Source organism: Pseudomonas lini (genome assembly GCF_964063345.1).
Classification (GTDB): Bacteria; Pseudomonadota; Gammaproteobacteria; order Pseudomonadales; family Pseudomonadaceae; genus Aquipseudomonas; species Aquipseudomonas lini_B.
Genome location: NZ_OZ061318.1, coordinates 435,585 through 459,029, shown reverse-complemented (window position 1 = coordinate 459,029; position 23,445 = coordinate 435,585). Strand labels below are relative to the sequence as shown.

19 protein-coding genes are annotated in these 23,445 nt (G+C 60.7%); 6 read left to right on the top strand and 13 right to left on the bottom strand.

What is annotated here, in order from left to right:
• Positions 1–26 precede the first annotated feature (26 nt).
• The gene (locus tag AB3226_RS02025) at positions 27–1,094 is read right to left on the bottom strand and encodes a phosphotransferase family protein (protein ID WP_367371800.1); all 1,068 of its coding nucleotides are present in this window, start codon (positions 1,092–1,094) and stop codon (positions 27–29) included.
• A gap of 190 nt (positions 1,095–1,284) precedes the next feature.
• Between AB3226_RS02025 and AB3226_RS02020 the strand changes: the two genes are divergently transcribed.
• Positions 1,285–1,680 carry a DUF4280 domain-containing protein gene (locus AB3226_RS02020; protein ID WP_007899527.1) on the top strand — a complete coding sequence of 132 codons (396 nt, stop codon included), beginning with the start codon at positions 1,285–1,287 and terminating at the stop codon, positions 1,678–1,680.
• A 244-nt stretch (positions 1,681–1,924) separates the two neighbouring features.
• On the opposite strand, the gene AB3226_RS02015 is transcribed toward AB3226_RS02020, so the two are convergent.
• The 11 genes from AB3226_RS02015 to tssB all read right to left on the bottom strand — a co-directional run bounded on the left by AB3226_RS02015 (position 1,925) and on the right by tssB (position 14,367).
• Positions 1,925–2,467, bottom strand: a complete 543-nt coding sequence (locus tag AB3226_RS02015; RefSeq protein WP_367371799.1) for a toxin-antitoxin system YwqK family antitoxin — start codon at positions 2,465–2,467, stop codon at positions 1,925–1,927.
• Positions 2,468–2,479: 12 nt separating this feature from the next.
• Positions 2,480–4,489 carry a type VI secretion system tip protein TssI/VgrG gene (tssI, locus tag AB3226_RS02010; RefSeq protein WP_367371798.1) on the bottom strand — a complete coding sequence of 670 codons (2,010 nt, stop codon included), beginning with the start codon at positions 4,487–4,489 and terminating at the stop codon, positions 2,480–2,482.
• A 171-nt stretch (positions 4,490–4,660) separates the two neighbouring features.
• A complete protein-coding gene (locus AB3226_RS02005) occupies positions 4,661–5,215 on the bottom strand; it encodes a hypothetical protein (protein ID WP_367371797.1) in 555 nt (184 codons plus the stop codon).
• A 102-nt stretch (positions 5,216–5,317) separates the two neighbouring features.
• Positions 5,318–5,749 (bottom strand): hypothetical protein, encoded by a 432-nt coding sequence (locus AB3226_RS02000; protein WP_367371796.1) that lies wholly within the window; start codon positions 5,747–5,749, stop codon positions 5,318–5,320.
• Between the two features lie 44 nt (positions 5,750–5,793).
• Positions 5,794–8,337, bottom strand: a complete 2,544-nt coding sequence (tssH, locus tag AB3226_RS01995) for a type VI secretion system ATPase TssH (protein WP_367371795.1) — start codon at positions 8,335–8,337, stop codon at positions 5,794–5,796.
• Positions 8,338–8,339: 2 nt separating this feature from the next.
• Positions 8,340–9,365 (bottom strand): type VI secretion system baseplate subunit TssG, encoded by a 1,026-nt coding sequence (gene tssG / locus AB3226_RS01990; RefSeq protein WP_367371794.1) that lies wholly within the window; start codon positions 9,363–9,365, stop codon positions 8,340–8,342.
• Complete coding sequence (gene tssF / locus AB3226_RS01985) at positions 9,329–11,122, bottom strand: type VI secretion system baseplate subunit TssF (RefSeq protein ID WP_367371793.1); 1,794 nt, start codon at positions 11,120–11,122, stop codon at positions 9,329–9,331. The genes tssG and tssF overlap by 37 nt, the downstream gene beginning before the upstream one ends.
• The gene (gene tssE / locus AB3226_RS01980; protein WP_367371792.1) at positions 11,106–11,549 is read right to left on the bottom strand and encodes a type VI secretion system baseplate subunit TssE; all 444 of its coding nucleotides are present in this window, start codon (positions 11,547–11,549) and stop codon (positions 11,106–11,108) included. Before tssE ends, tssF begins: the two co-directional genes overlap by 17 nt.
• 15 nt (positions 11,550–11,564) lie before the next feature.
• A complete protein-coding gene (locus AB3226_RS01975; RefSeq protein ID WP_223487444.1) occupies positions 11,565–12,062 on the bottom strand; it encodes an Hcp family type VI secretion system effector in 498 nt (165 codons plus the stop codon).
• 240 nt (positions 12,063–12,302) lie between these two features.
• Positions 12,303–13,790, bottom strand: a complete 1,488-nt coding sequence (gene tssC, locus AB3226_RS01970; protein WP_367371791.1) for a type VI secretion system contractile sheath large subunit — start codon at positions 13,788–13,790, stop codon at positions 12,303–12,305.
• 28 nt (positions 13,791–13,818) lie between these two features.
• Complete coding sequence (gene tssB, locus AB3226_RS01965) at positions 13,819–14,367, bottom strand: type VI secretion system contractile sheath small subunit (RefSeq protein WP_367371790.1); 549 nt, start codon at positions 14,365–14,367, stop codon at positions 13,819–13,821.
• Positions 14,368–14,595: 228 nt separating this feature from the next.
• On the opposite strand from tssB, the gene AB3226_RS01960 reads away from it, so the two are divergent.
• The 5 genes from AB3226_RS01960 to tssA all read left to right on the top strand — a co-directional run bounded on the left by AB3226_RS01960 (position 14,596) and on the right by tssA (position 22,336).
• Positions 14,596–15,045 carry a type VI secretion protein gene (locus AB3226_RS01960; protein ID WP_367371789.1) on the top strand — a complete coding sequence of 150 codons (450 nt, stop codon included), beginning with the start codon at positions 14,596–14,598 and terminating at the stop codon, positions 15,043–15,045.
• Positions 15,046–15,300: 255 nt separating this feature from the next.
• Positions 15,301–16,632: a type VI secretion system baseplate subunit TssK gene (tssK, locus tag AB3226_RS01955; RefSeq protein ID WP_367371788.1), complete on the top strand. Its 1,332-nt coding sequence runs from the start codon at positions 15,301–15,303 to the stop codon at positions 16,630–16,632.
• 18 nt (positions 16,633–16,650) lie between these two features.
• Positions 16,651–17,418: a DotU family type IV/VI secretion system protein gene (locus tag AB3226_RS01950; RefSeq protein WP_367371787.1), complete on the top strand. Its 768-nt coding sequence runs from the start codon at positions 16,651–16,653 to the stop codon at positions 17,416–17,418.
• Positions 17,415–21,251 carry a type VI secretion system protein gene (locus AB3226_RS01945; protein WP_367371786.1) on the top strand — a complete coding sequence of 1,279 codons (3,837 nt, stop codon included), beginning with the start codon at positions 17,415–17,417 and terminating at the stop codon, positions 21,249–21,251. The genes AB3226_RS01950 and AB3226_RS01945 overlap by 4 nt, the downstream gene beginning before the upstream one ends.
• Complete coding sequence (gene tssA / locus AB3226_RS01940) at positions 21,248–22,336, top strand: type VI secretion system protein TssA (RefSeq protein ID WP_367371785.1); 1,089 nt, start codon at positions 21,248–21,250, stop codon at positions 22,334–22,336. The genes AB3226_RS01945 and tssA overlap by 4 nt, the downstream gene beginning before the upstream one ends.
• Before the next feature lie 8 nt (positions 22,337–22,344).
• Here the strand turns inward: tssA and AB3226_RS01935 are convergent, their stop codons facing one another.
• On the bottom strand, positions 22,345–23,316 hold the full coding sequence (locus AB3226_RS01935) for a 2-hydroxyacid dehydrogenase (RefSeq protein ID WP_367371784.1): 972 nt from the start codon (positions 23,314–23,316) through the stop codon (positions 22,345–22,347).
• Between the last annotated feature and the right edge of the window lie 129 nt (positions 23,317–23,445).

Below are 23,445 nucleotides of genomic sequence, written 5' to 3'. Positions count from 1 at the left end.
TTTTTGGGCCCGATCAGCGGCCGTGATCAGAGGCTGGATTTCGAGATGACTTGCAGGCTCATCTGCTCCAGCAGTTTGTTCATGTGAATGAACTGCGCGAAGCGTTTGTCCTGGGTCTGACCATGGAAGAAGCGGTAGTAGATCTGCTGCACGATGCCGGCCAGACGGAACAGGCCGTAGGTGTAGTAGAAGTCGAAATTGTCGATTTGAATGCCCGCGCGCTCGGCGTAGTAATCGACGAACTCACGGCGGGTCAGCATGCCGGGAGCGTGGCTTGGCTGGCGGCGCATCAATTGCACCGGCGCCGGGTCGTCGGCTTCGATCCAGTAGGCGAGGGTGTTGCCCAGGTCCATCAGCGGGTCGCCGAGGGTGGTCAGCTCCCAGTCCAGCACGCCGATGATCTGCATCGGGTTCTCGGGGTCGAGGATCACGTTGTCGAAGCGGTAATCGTTATGGACGATGCTCGACGTCGGGTGATCGGCCGGCATTTTGTCGTTGAGCCAGGCCTTGACCGCTTCCCACTTCGGCGCATCCGGGGTCAGGGCTTTTTCGTAGCGCTCGCTCCAGCCTTTGATTTGCCGTGCTACATAACCTTCGGGTTTGCCGAGGTCGCCCAGGCCAAAGGCCTTGTAGTCGACCTGGTGCAGTTCCACGAACTTGTCGATGAAGCTTTTGCACAGGGCTTCGGTCTTCGCTGAATCAAGGCCCAGTTCCGGCGGCAGTTCGGAGCGCAGGATGATGCCCTTGACCCGTTCCATCACATAGAATTCGGCGCCGATCACTGACTCGTCGGTGCAGTGCACATAGGCTTTGGGGCAATAGGGGAAACCGTCCCGCAGCTGATTGAGGATGCGGAATTCGCGGCCCATGTCATGGGCGGACTTGGCCTTGTGGCCGAACGGTGGCCGACGCAGGACGAATTCCTGTTCGGGGTATTCCAGCAGGTAAGTCAGGTTCGACGCACCGCCCGGAAACTGGCTGATTTTCGGCAAGCCGCTCAGGCCCGGAATGTGCGCCTTGAGGTACGGATCGATCAGGCTGGCATCGAGTTCTTCGCCGGAGCGGATACGGGTGGACTGGTCAGTAAGCGCCATGCTTATCCCTTCTGCTTATTTTGGAGGCCAGACATCATTGGCTAATCTAATGGTGCGCCGGGGCGGCCACAAGCGCGGCACGGTCTTATAGGTTAGCGTGTTGCCGGATAATCAGCGTTCCTGATGTGCACGAACAGGCTCGGCGGACTATGGTTTCAGGGGAGCGCCGCTTCCAGGAAGGAGATTCGACATGGGCTGTCCGCAAGTCTGCGCCACCGCGACCCTGCAATGCAGTTTCGGTGCGGCACCAGCGGTACTCAATGTGCTGCCGGTGAATCGCACGCTGACCGGGGGCATGCCGGCGGCGAACATCATGGACCACATTCCGCTGGTGAACGTCATGCCGTTCGGCACGTGCATGAGTATGGCCAACCCAATGGTCGCAGCCGCCACCGCTGCCGCGCTTGGCGTACTGACGCCGATGCCCTGCATCCCGGCCACCGCCACCCCCTGGATCCCCGGCGGCGCACCGACCCTGCTGCTTGGCGGCATGCCGGCCATCGATGCCAACAGCACCCTGATGTGCAATTGGGCTGGGGTTATCAAGATTGTGATGCCAGGGCAAATGCAGATGCTGATTCCCTGACTCACACGATCAAACTGTGGGAGCGGGCTTGCTCGCGAAGGCGGCGTGTCAGGCACCATCAATGTTGAAAGTGCCGGCCTCATCGCGGGCAAGCCCGCTCCCACAGGGGATTTCGGTTGAACACAGTATTGGTGTACTACTGCTCCCACAGGGGATTTTCTGTGAATGCAGTATTTGTGAACAACAGTGATCCCTGTGGGAGCGGGCTTGCCCGCGATGGGGACGTATCAACCAATACAGCGCTTCAGGCTTGCGCAGGATCACTCCAGCGCCTGAACCACCAGCGCACCCTCGAGATCGGCTTGCCTTCAGCATCCAGCGGTCGCCCATCGCTGGCAAAGCCCTGTTCCGGCTCCAGCAATTGACCATTGAGATATCGGGCCTCGACGGCAGCTTTACCATTGGGGTGAAAACGCTGATAGCGCCCGTCGCGCACGCCATCGCGGTAGAACTCGGCCTCGGCCAGTTGCCCGTCGGGAAAGTAATTGAACGCCTCGCCATGCAGCAGCCCTCGGCGGTAAGTCGCCTTGCGCTGCAGCCAGCCTTGCGGCGCATAGAAACTGGCGACTCCTTGCAGCTTGTCATGAACAAATGGCAGCTGCGCCGAGACCTTGCCGTTAGGGTGATAGAGCAGCGTAGTGCCTTGTAGCTCGCCCTGACTGTAGTGCAAATCAGCCTGCGCGCGCCCGTCATCCTTGATGTGCAACGCACCGTCGAGCTGGCCATCGAGCAAGCGACCTTTGAGGTGTTTATCGTTCTGCTGCAAGTCCAGCGGCGTGATGGCCATGGGTTCTCCTTGTCAGTTGACCTGCACCAGACCACCCTTGATGGTCAGCATGCCACCGCCATCCACGGTCTGCGAAGCGGCGGCCTTGTTGGTCAGGCTGATCCCGGCATCGTTGGTCATTGTCGTGCCGGCCTTGTTCTCCAACGAGGTACCAGCCTGATTACTCAGGGACGTACCGGCCTTTTGGCTGATCGAGGTGCTGGCCTCGGCGGCCAGATCGGCGCCGCTCTTGATCGTGAAACTGCCGCCACTTTGCAGGGTCAGGGTGCCGGTCACCTTGATGGTCAGATTGCCGTCCACTGTCAGGCTGTAATCACCGGTCACCTTGTGCGTGTAGTTGCCACCGGTGCTGTGGGTCTGGTCCGCGCCCACGGTCACCGTGCGACTGTCCTTCACATCGAGATTGTCGCTCCCCGTCTGGATGGTCACGCTACGTTTGCCTTTCTCCAGAGTGACGGTCTCGTCGCCTTCCTTCACCGTGCGCGTGCGGGCGTTCTGTACGGTCAGTGTTTCGTCGTGGCCGACAGTGGCGGTGGTGTCGTTGAGCACGTTGATCTTCAGATCTTTCTGCGCCTGGAGAAACACCTCTTCGGCGTCCTTCTTGTCCTCGAATCGCAGCTCGTTGAAACCGCCACCGCCCTTGGACGATTGGGTCTTGATCCCGGACTGGGTCTGATTGGCCGGCAACGCATAGGGCAGGGCGTTGTCGCCGTTGTAGACGCAACCGGTCACCAGCGGCCGATCGGGGTCGCCATCGATAAACGTCACAATCACTTCCTGGCCGATGCGCGGCACGAACTGCATGCCGAAACCCTTACCGCTCCAGGGCAATACCACCCGCACCCAGCAGGAACTGGCTTCGTCGTTCTTGCCATCGCGATCCCACGGGAACTGCAACTTGATCCGGCCGTATTCGTCGGTCCAGATTTCTTCACCCGACTTACCGACGACGATGGCGGTCTGGGTGTGCATTCGCGGCTTCGGTGTGGTTCTCGCCGGGCGAAAAGGTGTGGCCTTGGGGATGGCTTCGAAGCGGTTGCGATAACTGTCATGGCTGGCTTCGTGAGTCACCGCCGTCACCACCCAATCGATATTCAACGTCGAATCATCGTGCCCTGCGAGGGTGAACCAGTGCCCCGGCACCAGCCAGCGGCAATCGCTTTCACCGACAAAACGCTTCTCCTGACTGCGCAATCCATCGACACGCTGCTTGGTCAACGCATCGCCCCGGGCTTTGGCGTTGTAGCTGCCCGGGTGCTCGTACATCGACCGCGGCCCGGCGACTGCTTCGGCCTGGCTGTAGAGCGAGGTGGTCGGGGTGGTGAACTCGTAATCCGTCGCCTGATACACCCCGGCCACCGCCTGTACGCAAACCTGCCCGGAGCGGATGCCATGCAGCTCGCGTTCGCCCAACTGCTGGCCGAGGTAGCTCACCTTGGGTCCATTGGGGATTGGCACAAACGCGTCGTTGCTGTCACCCAGCACTAGCGTGTGTTTGCCGTCCTCGTGGGTGAAAAACCAGAAAATCCCTTCTTCCTCCAGCAACCGCGAAACGAAGGCGAAATCGGTTTCGCCGTACTGCACGCAGTATTCGCGTGGCGTGTAACTGCCGCTGAGCTTCAGCAGGAAATCGGTAAAACCATGAGCTTTGAACATCGTGGTGACAATGTCCGAAGTGCTGAGGTTCTGGAACACGCGGTTGTTGCTGGCCAGGGTTAGCCACCAGAGCCATGGCCGCAGTACAAGCTGATAGCGCTCGGCGGTGGCGTCGGCGGGGAGTTGGCGGATTTCGGCGACCAGGGCGTCAAGTGGACGAACTTGGGCATCGTTCTGCAGGGTGGCGGTGACGTGGGTGGCGACAGCGGTGGTCAGGGTGAGGGAGGTGCCGTCGTTGAGGCCGTTGAGGGTTTGTGTGCCCAGCGAATTGAGGGTTTCTTCGCCGGACAGTGATTCAGGGTAAAGCGCCGACAGCGAAACGGCGGTGAGGGAGAGAGTGGTGTTGCTGTCGGTCGTGCGGGGCATTGTTTAACCTTGGTTTCTGGTTATTGAAATGCAGTCTTTGAAAAAACTGTTGGTCAGCCGAACGTGCTCATTAACCGGTCTTCATAAGGTCGCGACAGGAAAAGATCTATTTCGGCGAGCAAGAAGATCTGTTCCTGGTTCCTTTATCATTGAAAGCAGTACTTCATCGGGCTAGTCGTTGAGATGGATACCGTTTATCCAATAGCCGTAAGTCATTCCGATCCAGGTTTGGCAGTTTGAGCAGGGCGGCTTTAAATGAGGCAGATAATTATGGTGCTTCTTGTACGGGCCGTCGTCTGGATAGAAAGCCATGAGGAACAGCCGATCTACGCGTTCGTCATAGGCCAAGGCGATAGAGACAGCGTTTGCTTCTGCGCAGTTAGCCAAGGGCCTCCGCAATGGGTTGTCGCCGCTACTGACGGCTGGACTGGAAATGTATTCGCTCAATCGATGCAAACGCCGATATGCCATTTCTGTATCGAGTGTTTCATGTTGTTTTTTTTGCTTGTCAAGCCGGGTGATACCTCCTGCTTCTCCGTTGTAGCCGAAGTAATAGACTCCAGAGTCCCGTGAGTAAGCGATGCACAAATCAGCATAGGCCCTGACCCAGACGTTGCCTCTATCATTGGTTTGCTCTTTAGAAGGGTCTTCCGCTCGTTGTTGTGCCGCTATATCGATAACGTGAGCTATAAACTGTTCATCCGAATAATCACTGTGTATAGGCATTTGCTTTCTCCAAAAAAGGAGTAAAACGATCGATTTATTCCGGAAAAGGGGACAAATTTTTGAGTAAAAACAAATCTGTCCCCTGTGGTCCTTTTTTTGTATTCACCAATAGGCGGTAAAGGCCGGAAGTGCGGGGAAACCCAAGGGTGCGTCTGCCACATTGTTGCCCGCGACCATTTTCGCTGTCCCGGCAGTGGTGCCTGGGTAATAGAAGGTGTAGGGCACCGTCACTGTTGCTACGCCCAGTTTTTTCTTGTGATCCAGGCTGTACGAACCTTCGTCGGCTTGAATATTGATAATGACTTTGCACGTCGCACTGTTGGCGATCAGGAAGTCGTGACAGGTCTGACAGGGAAATGCGTTTTGTGCCAGGTAGATAATGTTGGCACCTCCTCTTGCATTGAAGGCCAGCATTTCAGCGTGCTCACAGGGCTTTCTTTTATTCCCTGTTTCATAGGTTGTTTTGTCCTGTTTCCAGGTGGGTGGCGTTTTTTTTATCGCCGTTAACGTGTGAAGCACGACTTGAACTGTCATGTTTGCTCTCTCGAAATTCAGTGTTCGAACAGGGTTTTTTGACGTTACTCCAACACCCACTCCGCCAACTTCCCCGTCACCTGCGTCATCAACACATTCTCAACATCCCGTGCCCCGGCAGCACTGCACTTGGCCAACACCGCCTGCACAATCCCGGCATCAAATTCAAACTGCTTCCCGGTCGCAGCCTTGTAGCGCCCGCGCAATTTCTCCAGTTTCGCCAACACAATTCCTTCCAGCGTCACCTCATCCAACGGCCGATACGCCACCACCGTCATGCGTGCCAGAAATGCTGGCCGAAACGCTTTCAACAGAACTTTGTGCAACGCCTCGTTGAAAGCATCGGTGCCCAGTTGCGCGGTCGGTGTATCGAGCAGCAATTCAGCACCGACGTTGCTGGTGGCCAACATCACAGTATTTTTGAAGTCCACCACCAACCCGGTCCCATCCTCCATGACGCCTTTGTCGAAGACGTTGTAAAAGGCTTCGAGCACATCCGGGTGAGCCTTTTCGATTTCGTCGAGCAGCACCACCGAATAAGGTTTTCGCCGCACCGCTTCGGTGAGCACGCCGCCGCTGCCGTAACCGACATAACCGGGCGGGGCGCCTTTGAGTTGGCTGACGGTGTGGGCTTCCTGGTATTCGGAGAGGTTGATGCTGATCAGGTTGCGTTCGCCGCCGTAGAGCGCGTCGGCCAACGCATAAGCGGTTTCGGTTTTGCCCACGCCCGTGGGGCCGACCAGCAGGAATACGCCGACTGGTTTTTGCGGGTCGGTGAGGCCGGCGCGGTAGGCTTGCAGGCGTTGGGCGATGGTGTTCAGCGCAGTGCTTTGGCCCATGACCCGCAGGCCCATGCGTTGGCCGAGGGTGCGTACGGCGTGGGCTTCGTCGGCGAGCATTTTGCCCACGGGGATGCCGGTCCAGCCGGCAATCACGGCGGCCACGGTTTTTGCGTCGACCTGTTCCGGCACCAACGGATCATCCTGGCGAATGGCGTCCAGACCGGCCTCGAGTCGTACCAGTTCAGCGGCCAGATGATCGATGCGGCTGTCGGTGGCTTCGTCCGGTTTGTCGTTGTCGGCGCGCTCGCTCAAGGTGAGTAACTCGCGGCGGGTTTCCAGCAGTTCGCGCACGGCAATCCGCTCTTCGTTCCAGCGGATTTCGAGGTCGCGAATGGCTTGCACATTACCGACGGATTCGGTTTCCAGCAGGGTGATGCGTTCACGGTGATCGAGCCCTGTGGCCTGTTCACGACGCAGGCGTTCGACTTCGTCTTTGAGGCTTTGCTGGCGATGGCGCAGGCTTTCCAGCGGTGGCGGCACGTCGTGCTGGCCGAGGGCGACCCGGGCACAAGCGGTGTCGAGCACACTGATGGCTTTGTCCGGCAACTGGCGCCCGGAGATGTAGCGGTGGGACAGTTTCACCGCTTCGTGGATCGCCGCGTCGAGCACTTGCACGCCGTGGTGCTGTTCCAGTTTCGCGGCCACGCCACGGAGCATTTCCACGGCGGTGGTTTCGTCCGGCTCCTCGACTTGCACCAGTTGAAAACGCCTCGCCAGGGCCGGGTCTTTCTCGAAGTATTTTTTGTACTCAAGCCAGGTCGTGGCGGCGAGGGTGCGCAACTCGCCACGGGCCAGTGCCGGTTTGAGCAGGTTGGCCGCGTCGCTGCCACCTTCCGCGCCGCCAGCGCCAATCAGGGTGTGGGCTTCGTCGATAAACAGAATGATCGGTTTGTCGGCGCTGCGCACCGCGTCGATCACGCCTTTGAGCCGCTGTTCGAACTCGCCTTTGACCCCGGCGCCGGCCTGCAACAGGCCGAGGTCGAGTACTCGCAGGCTGACTTCCTGCAGCGACGGCGGTACATCGCCGGCGGCAATGCGCAGCGCCAGGCCTTCGACCACTGCCGTCTTGCCCACGCCCGGCGCGCCGACCAGGATCGGGTTGTTCTGTCGACGCCTGAGCAGAATGTCGATGCACTGACGAATCTCGCCATCACGCCCGACGATGGGGTCAATGCGCCCAGCATGGGCGTCGGCGGTCAGGTCCTGGGTGAACTGATCGAGTACCGAATCCTGTTTCGGCTGCGGCTTGCCGGCATTGACAGGCCGCGTGCCGCCGACGTGTTCGCGAGAGTTTTCGGTCCACTCCAGCAGGTTGCCGCGCAATGCTTCCCGCGGAATCTTCAACAGCGACGAAGCGCTATTGAGCAGCAGGCTGCGGCGTTCATCGCGGTCGAGCAAGGCCAGCAGCAGCAAGCCGGAGCGAATGCTGTCGAGACCGAGCACGCTGGCCTGAACCACTGCGTCTTCGAGCAGGCCGATGGTTTGCGCCGAGAGCGCCGGGGTGCGGGTGCTGCCGGATTTGAACAGTTCCAGGGCCTTGTTGATTTCCGCTGTCAGGGCATCGCGCTCCAGGCCGAAGCGCGGCAGCAGGTAGGCGAAGTCACCGCCTTCGATGTCCAGCAGCTCAAGCAGCAGGTGTTCGATTTCGACGTAATGATGACCCCGTTGCAGGCAGCGTTGCGCGGCCCGTTCGAGGGCGCGGCGGTTGTCCGGGTTGAGGCGTCCGATCAGGCTGGCCAGTTCCATGTTCAGGTGATCTCCAGCTGACGAAGGCGGGTTTCGATCTGTTGTACGGCGAGGCTGGTCTGGCGTTGCAGGCCGCCGTTCCAACTGAGCAAGGGCGGGGCCTGGCGACCGAGTTTCATCGGGCTGGCACCGCGTACCAACAGCACCAGGGTGCAATCCAGATCGGGGCCGAAATACAACGCACTGAGGCTGGCCAGTGCTGGATGGGACTCACCGTCCGGCAGAAATCGCACCGCCTGCGCCGAGGTCAGTGGGCCGAGGGTCAAGCGATAGCCTGCGTGTTCATCCCAGACCCGAGTGCCGGCCACGGCGCTGCGGCCCAGTTGCAGATTGCGTCCACCTGGTTGCAGGCGACTGCGACTGGCGGGTGGGATCTCCCGCCAGGCACCTTCATAGGCGCTGAGTGCGACCGGCAGTTCGAAGTGCTCGCGCACGATCGCGGCGAAGCCGGCGAGGGAGCGACGGCCGTCGGCAAACAACGCACTGCACGCCAGTACGGCGGCATCGGGAACGGCCTGACGTTCCTGCAAGGCTTTGGGTAACAACCCGGTCAGCGCCCGCAGTTGCGCCTGCACCGGGGACGCGCCTGGGGCCGTGAAGCCGACGGCAATCCGGTGTTTGCGCATCACTTTGTACAGCAGGCTGAGCAAGCGATGCTGGAACAGGTCGAGGAATTCGGCCGGTGCATGATCCTTGGCGCGGGCCCGTTGTTGCAGCCATTCCTGATAGGCGTAGGGAAGGGGGCCGTCGGGCCCGCCGAGACCAAACACCGGGGTACTGAGCGTCGGTTGCTGGCCCGCTTCCTGGGTCAGGCTTTCGATTTCGCTGGCGGAAAAAAGCGGCGTTAACGGACCGCGCAGGCGCAGGGCTTCCGCTTGAGGCGCGGTGCCGCTGCCCAGGGATTCGGCTTGCGGGTGTTCGCGTTCCAGCAGCAGCAAGGCCTGCAACAATTCGAACGCCTGTGGATCGCGCCGCAGCTTCTGACTCAGGCTCAGAGGGAGAGTGGCATGCCGGCTTGGGGTTGCCATGTCTTGACCTCCTTGTCTGACTGGACCAGGACCGTACGCACGAAGCGATTGGCCGTGGCATAGAGTGAAAAGAATTGCGCCAGCACCGCTGAAAACAACACGGCGCTGCTGCCGACGAAATGTTGCGGATCGAGTTGCAGCTGAACTTCCAGCCCATTGCGCCAGCCGCGCCACGCGTCTTCGCCGACATGGGCAATCACCCGTTCGCAGCCAAGGCTTAACAAGCCTTCAATCTGTCGCAGGGCGCTGGCCTCGTCACGCAGGTTATGCAGCTGGAGGATTTCCTTGAGGGCATCCAGCGCCTGCGGCCCCTCGACCAGTGACAAATGATTGAGGGTCAGTTGCGACACCAACCGCCAACGGGATTCGCCATCCAGTCGCGGCAGGCTTTGCGGGCTGGGTGGATTGCGCAGGCGAGCCCAGGCCACTGGCCCCGGTCGTTCAAAACCCAGTGGCGTCCCGGCGGGCAGGCTCTGAGCCAGGTGTCGGTTGGTACACAGCAATTCGGCGGTGAGGCTGTATTCGGTGGCCTCGGACAATGGGTCGAGCCGGGTATCCACCAGGCTCACCATCAGGTCGGTGCCCAGACGATTCGGGGTCATGCCGCTGACCCGTCGCGCGTGCCAGTAGCATTGCTTTTCACCGCCGATATGTTGGCTGCCGTAATAAGCGGGAACGCGCAGCACACCCTGACTGGAACTGGCACGCATCGCCCGGATGCTGTGGATCTCGACGCTATTTTCCCGGTGGCTGTCGGCGATCAGGCGGTACTCGCTGCGGGTGCCGTCCGGGCGCAGGGGCTCCGAGGTTCGTGGAAACAGATTGATCACCGGCGCACAGCCCAAGGCGAAATCGCTGGCTTGAAGGTGCAGGCGGTTGGCCGGGGCGCGGTCGAAAACGATGTACAGGTACAGCGTCTGGCTGTCGCTGGTGGCACCGGCCAACGGGATATCGAAGAAATTGAATTTGTCCGGAAAGGCAAAGTATTCGGCGAGCAGGCGCAAGCCCGGATGCACACCGTCTTCGTCCGGCAACAGCACTTCGTCGCTGGCAAAACCGACGATGTCTGGCAGCCCCGCCAGCACTTTCGGCACGCTGCCGACGGGGCCGGCCAGCACCTTCACGGCATGGGCGCCGAGCAGGTCATACAGGCAAGCGTTGATCACCGGGGAGGCGGCCAAGTGCACGCGCAACTGTTTGATCGCCAACGCAGGCCACTGGCTTTCACCGAGGCAACGCAGGCTCAGGCGCAGGGCCGAGCGCGCTTGCGCAACACCGGTCAGCGCCTGGGCTTCGTCGCTGCCCAGTAGCAGCGCTTCATTGATTTCCACCGGCCACAAGCGAACCGCGGCGCTGGTGCGAAAATGGATGCTTTCGCCTTTGCTGGTGGTGACGAACAGCGGCGTGTCCCTGGGTAACGGGTAACCGCCGGCCAGGTTGCCTTTGCTCGGGTCCGGCTCGAACTGCACGATCGCGCAGGACGGCAACGGCCGCATGGCCAGCGGGTAAAGCTGTTCGAGCAAGGCGTCGCTGAATTCGGCGTAGTCGTCATCTAGCCGCCGTTGCAGGCGTGCCGCGAGCAAGGCGAAACCTTCGAGCAGTCGTTCGACATGCGGGTCGGGGCATTCACCGGGGGACAATTCCAGGCGTCTGGCGACCTTGGGATAACGCTCGGCGAAAATGCTCCCGGCGTGCCGCAGCCAGGTCAGTTCGCGCTGGTAGTAATCGAGCAGTTGCGGGTCAATCGAGTCGCTCATGACGCACCTCAAGGCCATCGCTGACCTTCTCGATGACAAATGCCACGGGCCAGTGCTGCTGGCCGCTGCGCAACTCGCCCAGTAGCCGAATGCTCAGTTGCTGCGGATGGCCGGGGACCGGATTGACCTGAACCTCGCCCAATTGCAGGCGCGGTTCGAAGTGGGTGATGGCTTCGCGGACTTCCCGCGCCAACTGACGACGGTCATCGCTGCGCTGCTGTTGCAAGGCAGTCCAGTCAGCGATGCCGTAGTCGAGAATGCTCGGCGGGGAGGTCAGTGGACGTTGGCCGCGTCGGGTATTGAACAGGCGCAGCAACTCCGTGTGCACCGAGTCGAGCAACCCCTGGCGATCGAACACCTGCACGGTGTCGTCCTCGCTTGCGGCGAGGCGCTCGAACAACGGTGGGAGAATGCCGGTGCCTGCCATGGCCGACGCGTCCGCTTACTTGACGAGCTTGTTGGCGGCCATGTCCCAGGTCGAGGCGGCCGTGCCTTCCTTGGTGCCGTCGTCTTTCTGGGCAGTGAGTTCCCACTTGATCTTGGTGAAGTTCAGCGACAGGGTTTCCACCGGTTTGCCACCGGTACCGCCGCTGACGCTGACGTTGGACAGCACGACGTTGTTCAGGGTGTAGATGATGAACGGCATCAGCTGACCGCTGCCTTCGGCGGCGTTGCGGCCGATGGTGATTTTGGCTTCGGGGATTGGTTTGCCGGCGCAGCAATATTCGTTGAGGGAGGGCGTCGAGCTGTCGACGAATTTGGTCAGGGTGAACTCGCCGATGTGCGGCTTGCCGGAGGTACGCTCCGAGTTGCTGACGTCATTGGTCACCTGCATCGCCACGTTGTGGCTGTAGGACATGACTTCGATCTTGTCCTTGTAACCCTCGAGCAGGCTATCGCCTTTGATGTCGCCGCCGAGGTCGAGAATGATTGCATCCATCGCATGAAACTCCTGAAGATTATCGCTATAGACAAGTGGGTGAATGCCCAATGCCAATCAATTAAGCCGGACACTGAACCTGTCAAGCCGAACACTGAACCTGTGGCGAGGGAGCTTGCTCCCGCTGGACTGCGCAGCAGTCCCGTTTTTGGGGCCGCTTCGCAGCCCAGCGGGAGCAAGCTCCCTCGCCACAGGTTTCAGTGGTGCCACAGACTCCAGTGCTGCCACAGGTTTCAGCGGTCAGGCAGCTACCGGTGGCGGCAGGGTCGCGACCAGGCGGATCGACGCGGTCAGCTCTTCAAGCTGGAAGTGTGGCCGCAGGAACACCGTGGCCTTGTAGGCACCCGGTTTGCCGGCGACCTCGGTCACATCCACCCGGGCTTCACGCAACGGGTACTGCGCCTTGATCTCTTGCGGCGCGTTGTCGTTGATCAGCACGTAGTCGGCGATCCAGTTGTTGAGGTAGGTCTGCACATTGTCGCGGGTCATGAAGCTGCCGACCTTGTCGCGCATGATCACCTTCAGGTAGTGCGCGAAACGCGAGGCCGCGAGTACGTACGGCAACATCGCCGAAATCCGCGCGTTGGCGTTCGCCTCATTGGTGTTGTAGAGCTTGGACTTGTTGGTGGTCTGGCCACCGAAGAACACTGCCACGTCGCTGTTTTTCTTGTGGCACAAGGCGATGAAGCCGAGGTCGTTGAGTTCCTTCTCACGCCGGTCGGTGATCGCTACTTCGGTCGGGCATTTGAGCGACAGATCACCGGAGGTAGTACGGAAGGTATGCGCCGGCAGGCCTTCTACCGCGCCACCGCCTTCGGCACCGCGAATCGCCGCGCACCAGCCGTACTTGGCGAAGGCTTCGGTGATTCGTTGCGACAAGGCCCATGCGGCATTGCCCCACAGGTATTTGCCATGGTCGCTGCCGTTGACGTCTTCGACGTAGTTGATGCCTTCCACCGGCGACGTGTCAGGGCCGTAGGGCAGACGCAGCAGGAAATGCGGCAGCACCAGCGACACGTAGCGCGAATCTTCGCTTTCGCGGAACGAGCGCCACTTGATCAGCTCCTGGCTTTCGAAGACTTTCGACAGGTCACGCGGCACGGCCAGTTCGGTGAAGCTGTTCATGTCGAACAGCCGAGGGCTGGCGGCGGCAATAAACGGTGCGTGAGCGGCTGCGGCGACGTTCGAGAGTTTCTCCAGCAGGCCTATGTCTTGCGGGTGCCGGCCGAAGGTGTAGTCACCCACCAGCAGGCTGAACGGGTGGCCGCCGAAGGTGCCGTATTCCTCTTCATAGATCTTCTTGAACAGTGCGCTCTGGTCGAACTCGACGGCTTTTTCCAGATCGTTCTGCAGCTCTTTCTGGGTCACGTTGAGTAACCGCAGTTTCAGCCGGGAACTGGTTTCGGTGTTCTTCACCAACAGGTGCAGGCCACGCCAGGAGGCTTCGAGTTTTTGCAGGTCCGGGTGGTGCAACACTTCGTTGAGCTGAGCGCTGATCAGTTCGTCGATCTGGCTGATGCGGTCGTTGATCATCGCCACGGTGTCCTTGTCGATGGCCATGCCTTCGTCGAGTACCTGGGTGGCGAATTCCGCGAGCATGTCGCGGGCGTAATCCTGCTGGCTGTCGTCATGGGCCATGCGGCCTTTGGCGATTATTTCATCGAGCAGGGACAAGGTCTGGGCTGCACTGTCGCTGGCTTGGCTCTGCGCGGCGGATGAGGCGGGCATGGCGAATTCTCCCTAAGTGGATGAACGATCAGGCTTGCGGTTCGGCCGGTACTTCTGCATCGCTTGCGGGGGCGGGAGCGGCGGCTTCCGGACGGGCCGACTTGATCTCTTGCAGTCCCTCGGTATTGGCGATGACGTCGCGCAACAGCTTGTCCAGATCATCGTTGCCATCGAGCTTGGTCAGCAGATCGCGCAGACGCTGACGGGCTTCGAACAGACGCCGCAGCGGAGTGACCTGCTCAACCACCTTGACCGGGTCGAAGTCGTCGATGTGTTTGAAGTTGAGCTCGATGTTGAGTTTGCTGTCGTCGCCGCTGAGGGTGTTGGTGACCTGCAAGGTGGCGCGCGGACCGATCGAGGCGAGCACTTCGTTGAAGTTGTCGCGGTCGATTTCGGTGAAGCGCCGTTCATTCAATTTCGGGAGTGGCTCGAGAGGCTTGCCGGAGAGATCGGCAAGGATGCCGACAACCAATGGCAATTCTTTTTTCTCGATCGCGTTGCCGATTTCGACGTCGTAGGTAATTTGCACCCGGGGCGGGCGAACCCTGTCGAGCTTGTGCTGAGTACTTTCTGCCATGGTGGCTGACTCCGATGCATGAGGCGGGCGCAATGCATCGGGAGGCCCGTTTCATCGCATTCCCTTACTGGACCGTAGGTTAGAAAGGGAGGGCAGAGGACCTGTCATTCCTTTGACGAACCTTCCACATTCGTCGTGCCGACCGAACTACCCAAGACGCTAGAACAGGTCTATAAAAAAGCAAACAAAAAGCAATTTTGGACCGTGTCGAGAAAAGGAAAATTCATTTTGTACGCACGTTTATTTTCTTTGGTTCTAATCCTGTCACTCGCCGGGTGTTCGTTATTCGGGCCTCGTGTCGACCTCGATAACCTGACGCTGGACGTCGCGCCTCGCGCCAACGATGACACCCCGATTGCGGTGGACTTCATTGCGGTGAACGACGCGGACCTGCTCAAGCAGTTGTCGGGCATCACCGCCCGGCAGTGGTTCGCCGAACGCGAGCAGTTCCAGCGCGACTACCGACAGCTGATGACGGTCTGGGGACTGGAGCTGGTGCCCGGTCAATTCATCGACAAACAACCCTTCCCGCTGGGGGGCAAGCGGGCGGCTGGACTTTTAGTCTTCGCCAGCTATAACACTCCCGGAGCACACCGGTTACGGCTGGACGATCAGAGCAACGCCTGGCTCAAGTTCGACAGTCGCGAGATGACGCTGGTCAGTGACCATCCGAACTGAACACAGAGATTAGGATGCGCGAACAGACATGTAGGAGCCCGGCCGTATACCGGTCAGTTAAACGCGATCCATGTGGGAGCGGCGGTGCGACGATTCGACTTGCTCGCGAAGACGGCGGCACAGTCAACATTGAAGTCGCCTGACACACCGCTTTCGCGAGCAAGCCCGCTCCCACAGGTTCCGCGTCTTAACTAACAGACATTGGGCCAGGCCGCCATTTTTTGCGCGGCGCCACCAGAGGTCGAAGGGAATCGTATGAGTCTGCTACCTGACGCGGTTTGCTGGCATGAGGGCATGCAGTTATTGCCCCAGCATTTTCAGTTGCAAGGGCTGCGGGCCGAGGCGCTGGTGGCGCATTTTGCCCAGGCCTGTAATCCATGGTTCTGGGGCGTGACTCGCGTCGAGTTCGATCCTTCGGCATTGAGCGCCGGGCTCGTACGGCTGATCAATTTACAGGCGACCTTGCCGGACGGTTTGCCAGTCAATCTGCAGGCCGGTGTGGGGCCGATGCTGGAGCTCGACGTCAGTGAAGCGATCGACGCCACGGACAACGCCACCGTCACCGTTTATCTGGCGATCAGTCCGCTGTGGCGCGCCGGGCAGTTGCTGCCGCTCAAGGGCCGACTGCAATCGGTGGTCGGCGACGCGTTGCCGGATCTTACGAGCGGCGAGTACCCCGAATCGATCACGGTCTGGCGTCCGAACCCACGTTTGTGCACGCAGTTGAACAAGGCGGATTCCGTCTGCCTGCCGCTGCTGAGAATTCGCAAGGAGGGCGGCGGCTTTCTTCAATTGCCTTACACACCGCCGACGCCGTGCCTGTTGCCCGAGTCGGTAGTGGGTCGGAGCGTGGCGGCGCTGTGTGCCCGGGCGCGGGAGAAATGCATGTTCCTCGCCGGTCGTTTGCGTCAGGCGCAGCAGGCCGGCAATCAGGACGACGCGCTGGAAATTCGCCGCCAGTTGACGGCGCTCTGGGCGCGGCTGCCGGAAGTCGAAGGCCTGCTGAACAGTCGAGTGGCGACGCCTCAGGCGCTGTATGGCTTGCTGCTCGGGTTGGCTGGCGCCTGGTCGGCGCTCGATCCATTGGCCGGTGTTCCGGCGTTCGCTCCTTTGGATTTTCTTGAGTTGCAGCGCGGCTATGAAGCAGTGCTCGACTGGCTTGAAAAGACCCTCGAACTGATCCGCGCCGGTTATCGCAGCCTGGCGTTCGAACGCAATGAACAGACCTTCTCGATCCAATTGCCCGACGACCAGCCGAGCCAACGGCTGGTCATCGGTTTGCGCATGCCCAACGGTGCCAGCGAGCAGGCCGCGAACGAATGGCTGCGCGGGGCGATCATTGCGTCGCAGCCGCACATCGCACTGCTCAGTCGTCAGCGCATGAGCGGTTTGCCCCATCAGGCCATGAGTCGCAATGAACAAGTGGCCTACAGCGTCGGCGACGATACGCGGTTGTTTGTGGTGACGGCCGAAGGCCAATGGTTCGACGGGCAGTTGCCGTTGCTGATTGCCGCACCGGCTTCGAAACCGGTCAGCAGTCCATGGCAAGTGGTGTTGTTTGTCGCCCAGGCGAGTGAGAGTGCTTGATCAAGGAAGGAACGTCATATGTCTGAGGGCAATGTCGGGTCGGGTACACGAGGCCTCCACGAAGCGCCGCTGAGCAGTGCTTTTCGCCAGGCCTGGCAGCAATGGTCCCAGGATTGGAACCAGTTGCCCAAGGACAGCGAGGACGAGGCGCTGGTGGACGCGGTGGTCGAACTGTCCACGCAAATCTCCCAGCGACTCTGGCGAACCGCATTCGCCAAAGTCGGTGACGCCGCCACCGAGCAAGTCAAAGCGCTGGTCTATGCCTTTGTCGCGCTGGTCGATGAAACCTTGCTGTTCACGCCGTGGCCCGGCCAGTCGGCCTGGCAGGAAAAACCCTTGGAATCGCGGCTGTACGCCAGCCGTCAGGCCGGTGAGCGAATACCGCTGGCGATCAAGGAACTGCTGGACGAGCAGATCCCCACCACTCGCGATCTGGCCAATGTCTATTTGCAGTGTCTGGTGCTGGGATTTCAGGGGCGTCTGCGCGGCGAACAGAATCAGGCCCAGCATGAAAAATGGCGCCTGGCGTTGTTCACCTTTGCCTGGCAGCACGAGGCGGATTATGCCGACGTCAGTGCCCGGCTCGAACAGCCTTCGGCGGTGCCGCCGATGCAATTGCCGGTGCGCCTTTCGTTGCCCGACGGTTTTCGCCTGGGCTTGGGGATTCTCGCCATGGTGCTGCTGCTGACCGGGTTGGGGCAGTTGTTCTGGCGTGACATTCGTCTGGAGCTCGAACCGGTGTTGCAGATGACCGATTCTATGACCGCCTCGGAGCAAGACTCATGAGCACGCTGGGGATTATCGGCCTCATCATCGCCGTGCTGTTGGTGCTGGCGATTGTCGGGGTGGCGGTCTGGTGGTTGCGCACGCAAAGCGGTGCGGCGATTCGCAGTTTTTACCTGGCGGTGCGGCACATGGAGCAGGAGCAGGGCGCCCAGGACCGCTACCAGATTCCGTGGCTGCTGATGCTCGGCAACGAAACCCAGGGCACTCAGTTATGTACTCAGTGGCGCTTGCAGCCCACCGACAAACCCGCCTGGTTCGGTCGCTGGTGGTCGGACCCTGAGGGTGCGGTATTGGTGGTGCCACAGGCACTGTTTTTGCCGGATGAAGGCATGCACCTGCAACGCGGCGGCTGGTGGCGCTTGCTGGGATTGATCCTGCGCTTGCGCAGTCAACGTCCGCTGGACGGAGTGATCTGGACGGTGCCGGTCAGCCGACTGGGCAACGTCGAGCAAGCCGCGACCCTCGGGTTGGCGGCGCGTCGACGCTTCATCGATTTGTTGCAACGGTTCGGGCTGAGCTTGCCGGTATACGTGGTCATTACCGGCATGGAAGAGTTGCCGGGCTTTCAGGAATTGATCACCGCGCTGCCGGTCGAGGCCCGCGAACGCACGCTGGGCTGGTCGTCGCCCCACGGGACCGATGCGGTCTGGCAGGCGCAATGGAGCGATCAGGCGCTGGATCAGGTTACTCGGACCTTGGCGGATTCGATCATCGAAATCGGCGCCTTGTCCGGGCAGTTGAGCAGCGAGCTGTATGGCTTGCCGGAACGCTTCGAAGCCATGCGACGCCATCTGCAATCCTTGTTGGAACCGGTTTTCCAGGGCAATGCGCAAGGCGAGGCGCCGCGTTTTCGCGGTATCTATTTCACTGCCAATCAGCCCTCGGAAGACAGCGCCGACGGATTTTCTGCCTACGACACCGGGTTGCAGCAGAGCGCCTTCGCCCGGCAATTGTGGCAGCGGCGGGTGGTTGCCGAGCGCGGCCTGGCCCAGGTGGTGCCGCGTCTGTTACGCCTGCGCCAACGCTGGCAGCGCGTGACCGGAGCGGTGGCGCTGGTGGTCGCGCTGGTTTGGGGCGCGGGGATGCTGTGGGTCTGGCAGGATTCGGTCAAAGAGGCCCATGAACTGTCGCGCCTGCTGCAAGGGGCGCAGAAAAACTACGCGGCGGTCACCGATGAATCTCATCGGCTGGAGTCGACCCGGCGCAACGTCCAGGGTTTCTGGCGAGTGCTGGAAAAGGCGCCGGGCTGGAGCTTCACCTCAGTGGTATTTCCAACCTCCTGGTTCTCTTCGCTGGATGCGCAGTTGGCAAGCGAGTTGCGCCTGACCGCCCAAAGCCATTTGATGCTGCCGTTGCGCGACCTGTTGAGCGCGGAGCTGGCGCAACTCAAGACCATCCGCAACACCGAACGACGGGGCAACGTCGAAAGCGAAGATCCTGCTCAATGGCAAAACTACGTCAAGGCCAAGGATCTGGTGGAGCGTGCGGTGAATCTGGAACAGCAGAACCAGTGGTTCAGTCAGGCGCTGAACAACCCCAAGGCCCCCCTTGAAGACCTGGTGTTGCTGAGCAACAACGCGTTGTCGCTGAACCTAAACGTCGGCACGTTGCACCGCGCCGGTTTTTACAACCGGGCGTTATTCGATGCTGACGGCAGCGACTTGCGACCGCTGGATCTGACCGTCGAGCGTCCGGTGATCGAGGAAAATTTCCTCGGGCTCATGGAGCGCTGGCTGGACCAGTATTTCCTGGCCGACAATTTCGTGCGTCAGGCCGGTTATCTCAAGCTGCATCTGGAACGTCTGGAAGCCGGCAGTGGCAACTCCCTCACCGAACTCGAAGATTTGCGAGCACTGGTTGATGACCTGCAAACCGTGATCGGCTTGACCAATTCAGCGTGGGGCCGCGGCAAGGGCCAGGACCTGGTGCCTGGCTATCGCGAGTTGCTGGACAACGTGCGCAAAAGCGCCTTGCTCGGACCGCAACTGGAACAACAGTTGGAGATGCAGGCGGCCAAGCTGCAACAGAGCTTTCGCGATCAATGGATCGTCCAGGCCGGCTCCCGGGATAATCTATTGATTCAGCAAGGCAGCGGGCAACTGGTCTTGCAGGAACATGTGGTGCAACTCAACAACGCGGTACAGGCGTTGTTCAAGCGTGACTTTGTGGCCATCGCCTTACAGGCGGATCGCTCCGAAGCCCCGAATGGGCAAGGGCAGGGCGTTGATGGCGACGACCTCGACAGTGCGCTGAACTATTTCGCCAGCTACAAAAGTTACGCCGCCGAAGAATTGCCACGCATTCCCCCGGCGTATCGCGGGGCCTTGCTGCAAGCGGCCGAAGGCGCGGTGGTCAAGGCCATGTTGTCGAGCCTGCGCGAGCACAATGCTCAGGTCCATAGTGGCGTCTTCAATGTACAGGCCTCCCAGGCGATTGCCTTGCAGAAAGCCTTTATCGAGGTGCGTCGCAGCGATCTGGCCACGCGTTTGCAAACTGCGTTGAACCGCCGCGCCCTCGCCGAAATCGTCAGCGGCCTCGACGAAATCGTCGCCCAGCCGCTGTTCAGCGGACGCACTGAAATCAGCCAGTGGGACGGCTCCAAAAACCTCGGCCTGCAATTGTATGGCGCCAACGACGTGCCGGATTTGAAACTGAGCCTCAAGCAGCAATTCAACACCATGCTCGGCATCACCGAGCGACGCACCTCGGCGCTGGAATGGCTGAAAGTCCAGCAACAAAACCTCTCGGCGCTGGATTATGAACGCGTGACGCAGTTCAATGCGCTCAACGACGAACTGCTCAAATACAAGGAGCAGAACCCCGCCAGTTCACCGGCGCAGATCGAGCAATTGGTCAGTCGCGACTTCATCGAAATGGACGCCACGTCCTGCGGCCAGATCCTGCAAACCGCCAACCTGTCTGGCGGGCGCGGAACACTGGCGTTGCGGGCGGTGGACCTGCAACAAACCGCCATGCAACGCTGCCAGTTCCTGCAACAGCAACAGGCTGCTGCGGCGTGGAACGACCTGGCCAATTATTTCAATCAGTACCTGGCGGAGCGCTTTCCGTTTGCCAATGGCCTTCAAGCCGCCGACGCTGACCCGGCCAGGGTTCAGCATTTACTGGAGCTGATCGACAAGCGATTGCCGGTGGCACAGGCCGGATTGGTTCTGAGCCAAACCCCGGAGCGCCTGGCCGCCGAGGACTTTCTCAATCGTCTGAAGCAAGCCAGCACCTGGCTGGGCCCGATGTTTGTACGCGACAAGAGCGGTGTGTTGGGGCTGGAGATGGATGTGCGCTGGCGTACCGATCGAGAGGAAGAGCGCGGTGCCGATCAGGTGATTGCCTGGGGCTTGAATGCCGGCAATCAACAGCTCAGCTACCCCGGTGAGGCCCAGCAGAACTTGCGCTGGATGGTCGGCCAACCGATTCGGCTGACCTTGCGTTGGGCCCGAAATGGTTACCAGCGTCCGGCCAACGATCCGTTACAGCCGAGCCTGGTGGTGCGAGATCTGGAAGCCGGCTGGGAGTACAGCGGTCCGTGGTCGTTATTGCGCTTGATGCGTTCGCACGTGTCGGTGCAACGCCAGCCGAACATGGACTACACGGATTTTCCGTTGACCTTGCGCCTGCCCGTGACGACGCAGGCCAGCACCACCACCGCCGAGCAAACCCTGATGTTTGTGCGCCTGTCGTTGATGACCCAGGGCTCGAAATTGCCGCTGTCCATTCAGCCCTTGCCAACCCGGGCTCCACGCTCACCGTTCATGGTGACGAGATCGACCGCGGGCATTGAAGCCCATGACATCGAATCCCAAAAGGAGGGCCTGTGAATCAACCTTCAACGCCGTTGCCGGAACTGATCACCCAACTGCTCGAACCGATCAGCGTGGAGGCGCCCTGTGGCCAGGACCTGCGCTATGAGCCTGAGTTTGACCGGTTGCGCGAACTGCGCCGTGAGGACGACACCAGTTTGCCCACCGGGGTGTGGCAGTCGTCGATCAAGCGCGCCCAATGGCCGGAACTGGAAAAGCTGACCACCAGCCTGCTGCTCGAACGCAGCAAGGATCTGATGCTCAGCGCCTGGCTGGGTGAGGCCTGGCTGCATCAGGACGGGCTCGAAGGTTTGCCGGGCAGCCTGGCGCTGGTGGCCGGGCTATGCGAGCGCTATCCCGAGCACCTGCACCCACAGGCTGAGGACGGCGATCAGTCATGGCGGGTGATACCGCTGGAATGGCTGGCTCGACGCTACGCTGAAGTGTTGCTGACCCGAGTGCCGTTGTTCGAGCCGCGCAACAATGAATTCGATAGTTTCTGTCTGGATGCCTGGCGCCGGTTGCAGCTGCAACAGGTACAGGCCAGCGACAGTAAAACGGCCAAGACCTCGGCCGAGAACGCGCGCAACGAACAGAAGAAACTCACCGAACAGATTCGCGCCACCCCGTTGTCATTCTGGTTGCGCAGCCAGGGCACGCTGTTGCTCAGCCAACAGCACCTGCAGCGCCTGGAGGTATGGAGCGACGCGTATCTCGGCAATCAGGCCCCAGGCTTCAAAGCGCTGCAGGATGTGATCGAAGCGTTGTTGACGCTGGTTCAGGAGTTCATCGCCATGCATCCACGAAAACCAACCCCGGCGCCTGTCGAAACGCCGGCGGTGGCGACATCGAGCCCAGCCGCTGTGCCGGACCTCATCCCGGCCCCCCAGGTGTTCAGCGAGCCGGCGAATCGTGAAGAGGCGTACCGGCAATTGCTGTTGATCGCCGAGTACCTGGCGCGCACCGAACCCCACAGCCCGGTTCCGTACTTGATCAAGCGGGGCGTGGAGTGGGGCAACAAGCCTCTGAGCGAGCTGCTTGGAGAGCTGATCAGCGCCGATGCAGAATCCCGGCGACTGTGGACGCTGTTGGGCGTCCTTTAGTGCGTCCTTTAATGAGTGTTCCGGGCGGCTGCCGTCGGCGGCGGTAACGCAATCGGGGTCAGGACCGGTTGACCGGAAAAAAACGCCGCCAGGTTTTTGCCGACCAGTTCCACGGTGCCTTGGGTGGCCTCCGGGGACAATCCGGCGACATGCGGGGTCAGAATCACGTTGGCCAACCCCTTGAAGGCGTCCGGCACCTGGGGTTCATTATCGAAGACATCCAGCGCGGCACCGGCGATCCGTCGTTGTTCCAGCGCGCTGATCAGATCTGCCGTGACGATCACGCTGGCCCGCGCGATGTTGACGATGAACCCCTGGGGGCCCAAGGCGTCGAGCACCTGTCTGTTGATCAAGTGTTGAGTGCCGAGTCCGCCGGGTGCGGCGACTATCAGGAAATCCGAGTGGCGCGCCAGTTCGGTCGGCGTCGAGCAGAAGCTGTAGGGCACGTCGCTGCGATGCTGGCGGTTGTGGTAACTCACGCTCATGTCGAAGCCGTTGGCGGCACGTTTGGCGATAGCGATGCCGACGGCCCCAAGGCCGAGGATGCCCAGGCGTTTGCCCGCCAGAGAAGGGCGCATGATTTTCGGCCACTCGCCCCGACGCACGGCAGCATCGGCCCGGGGAATATCCCGCACCAGTGCCAGCAGCAGCGCCATGGCGTGGTCGGCGACGGAAGAGGCATTGACGCCGGCCCCGTTGGTGACAGTGATGCCGCGGTCGGCGGCGGCTTGCAGGTCGACGTGTTCGTACCCGGCGCCGATCACGCAGATGATCTTGAGGTTGGGCAGGGCGGCAATTTCATCGGCGCGCAGGCCCAATGGGCCGCGCGTCAGCACCGCTTCGATCTGACTGCCCTGTCGGGCGATGGCGGCGGCGCGCTCGGCCGGGGTCGGGGCCAGGATCAGATGAAACCCCTGATGTTCGAGAATCGGCAGGTATTCATTGATGGTTTCAACCAGTACCAGAACAGTTGCGGTCATGCTGGGCTCCTGCGGGCAGCGGAATGTAGGGGGCTCGAACGTCGCTTCAGATTGCTGACCTCAGAGCGGTTTGGCAATGGCCAGGGTTTTCGCTTTCGGTGTCGGAGCTGGCGGAGCCTGCGATCCTTC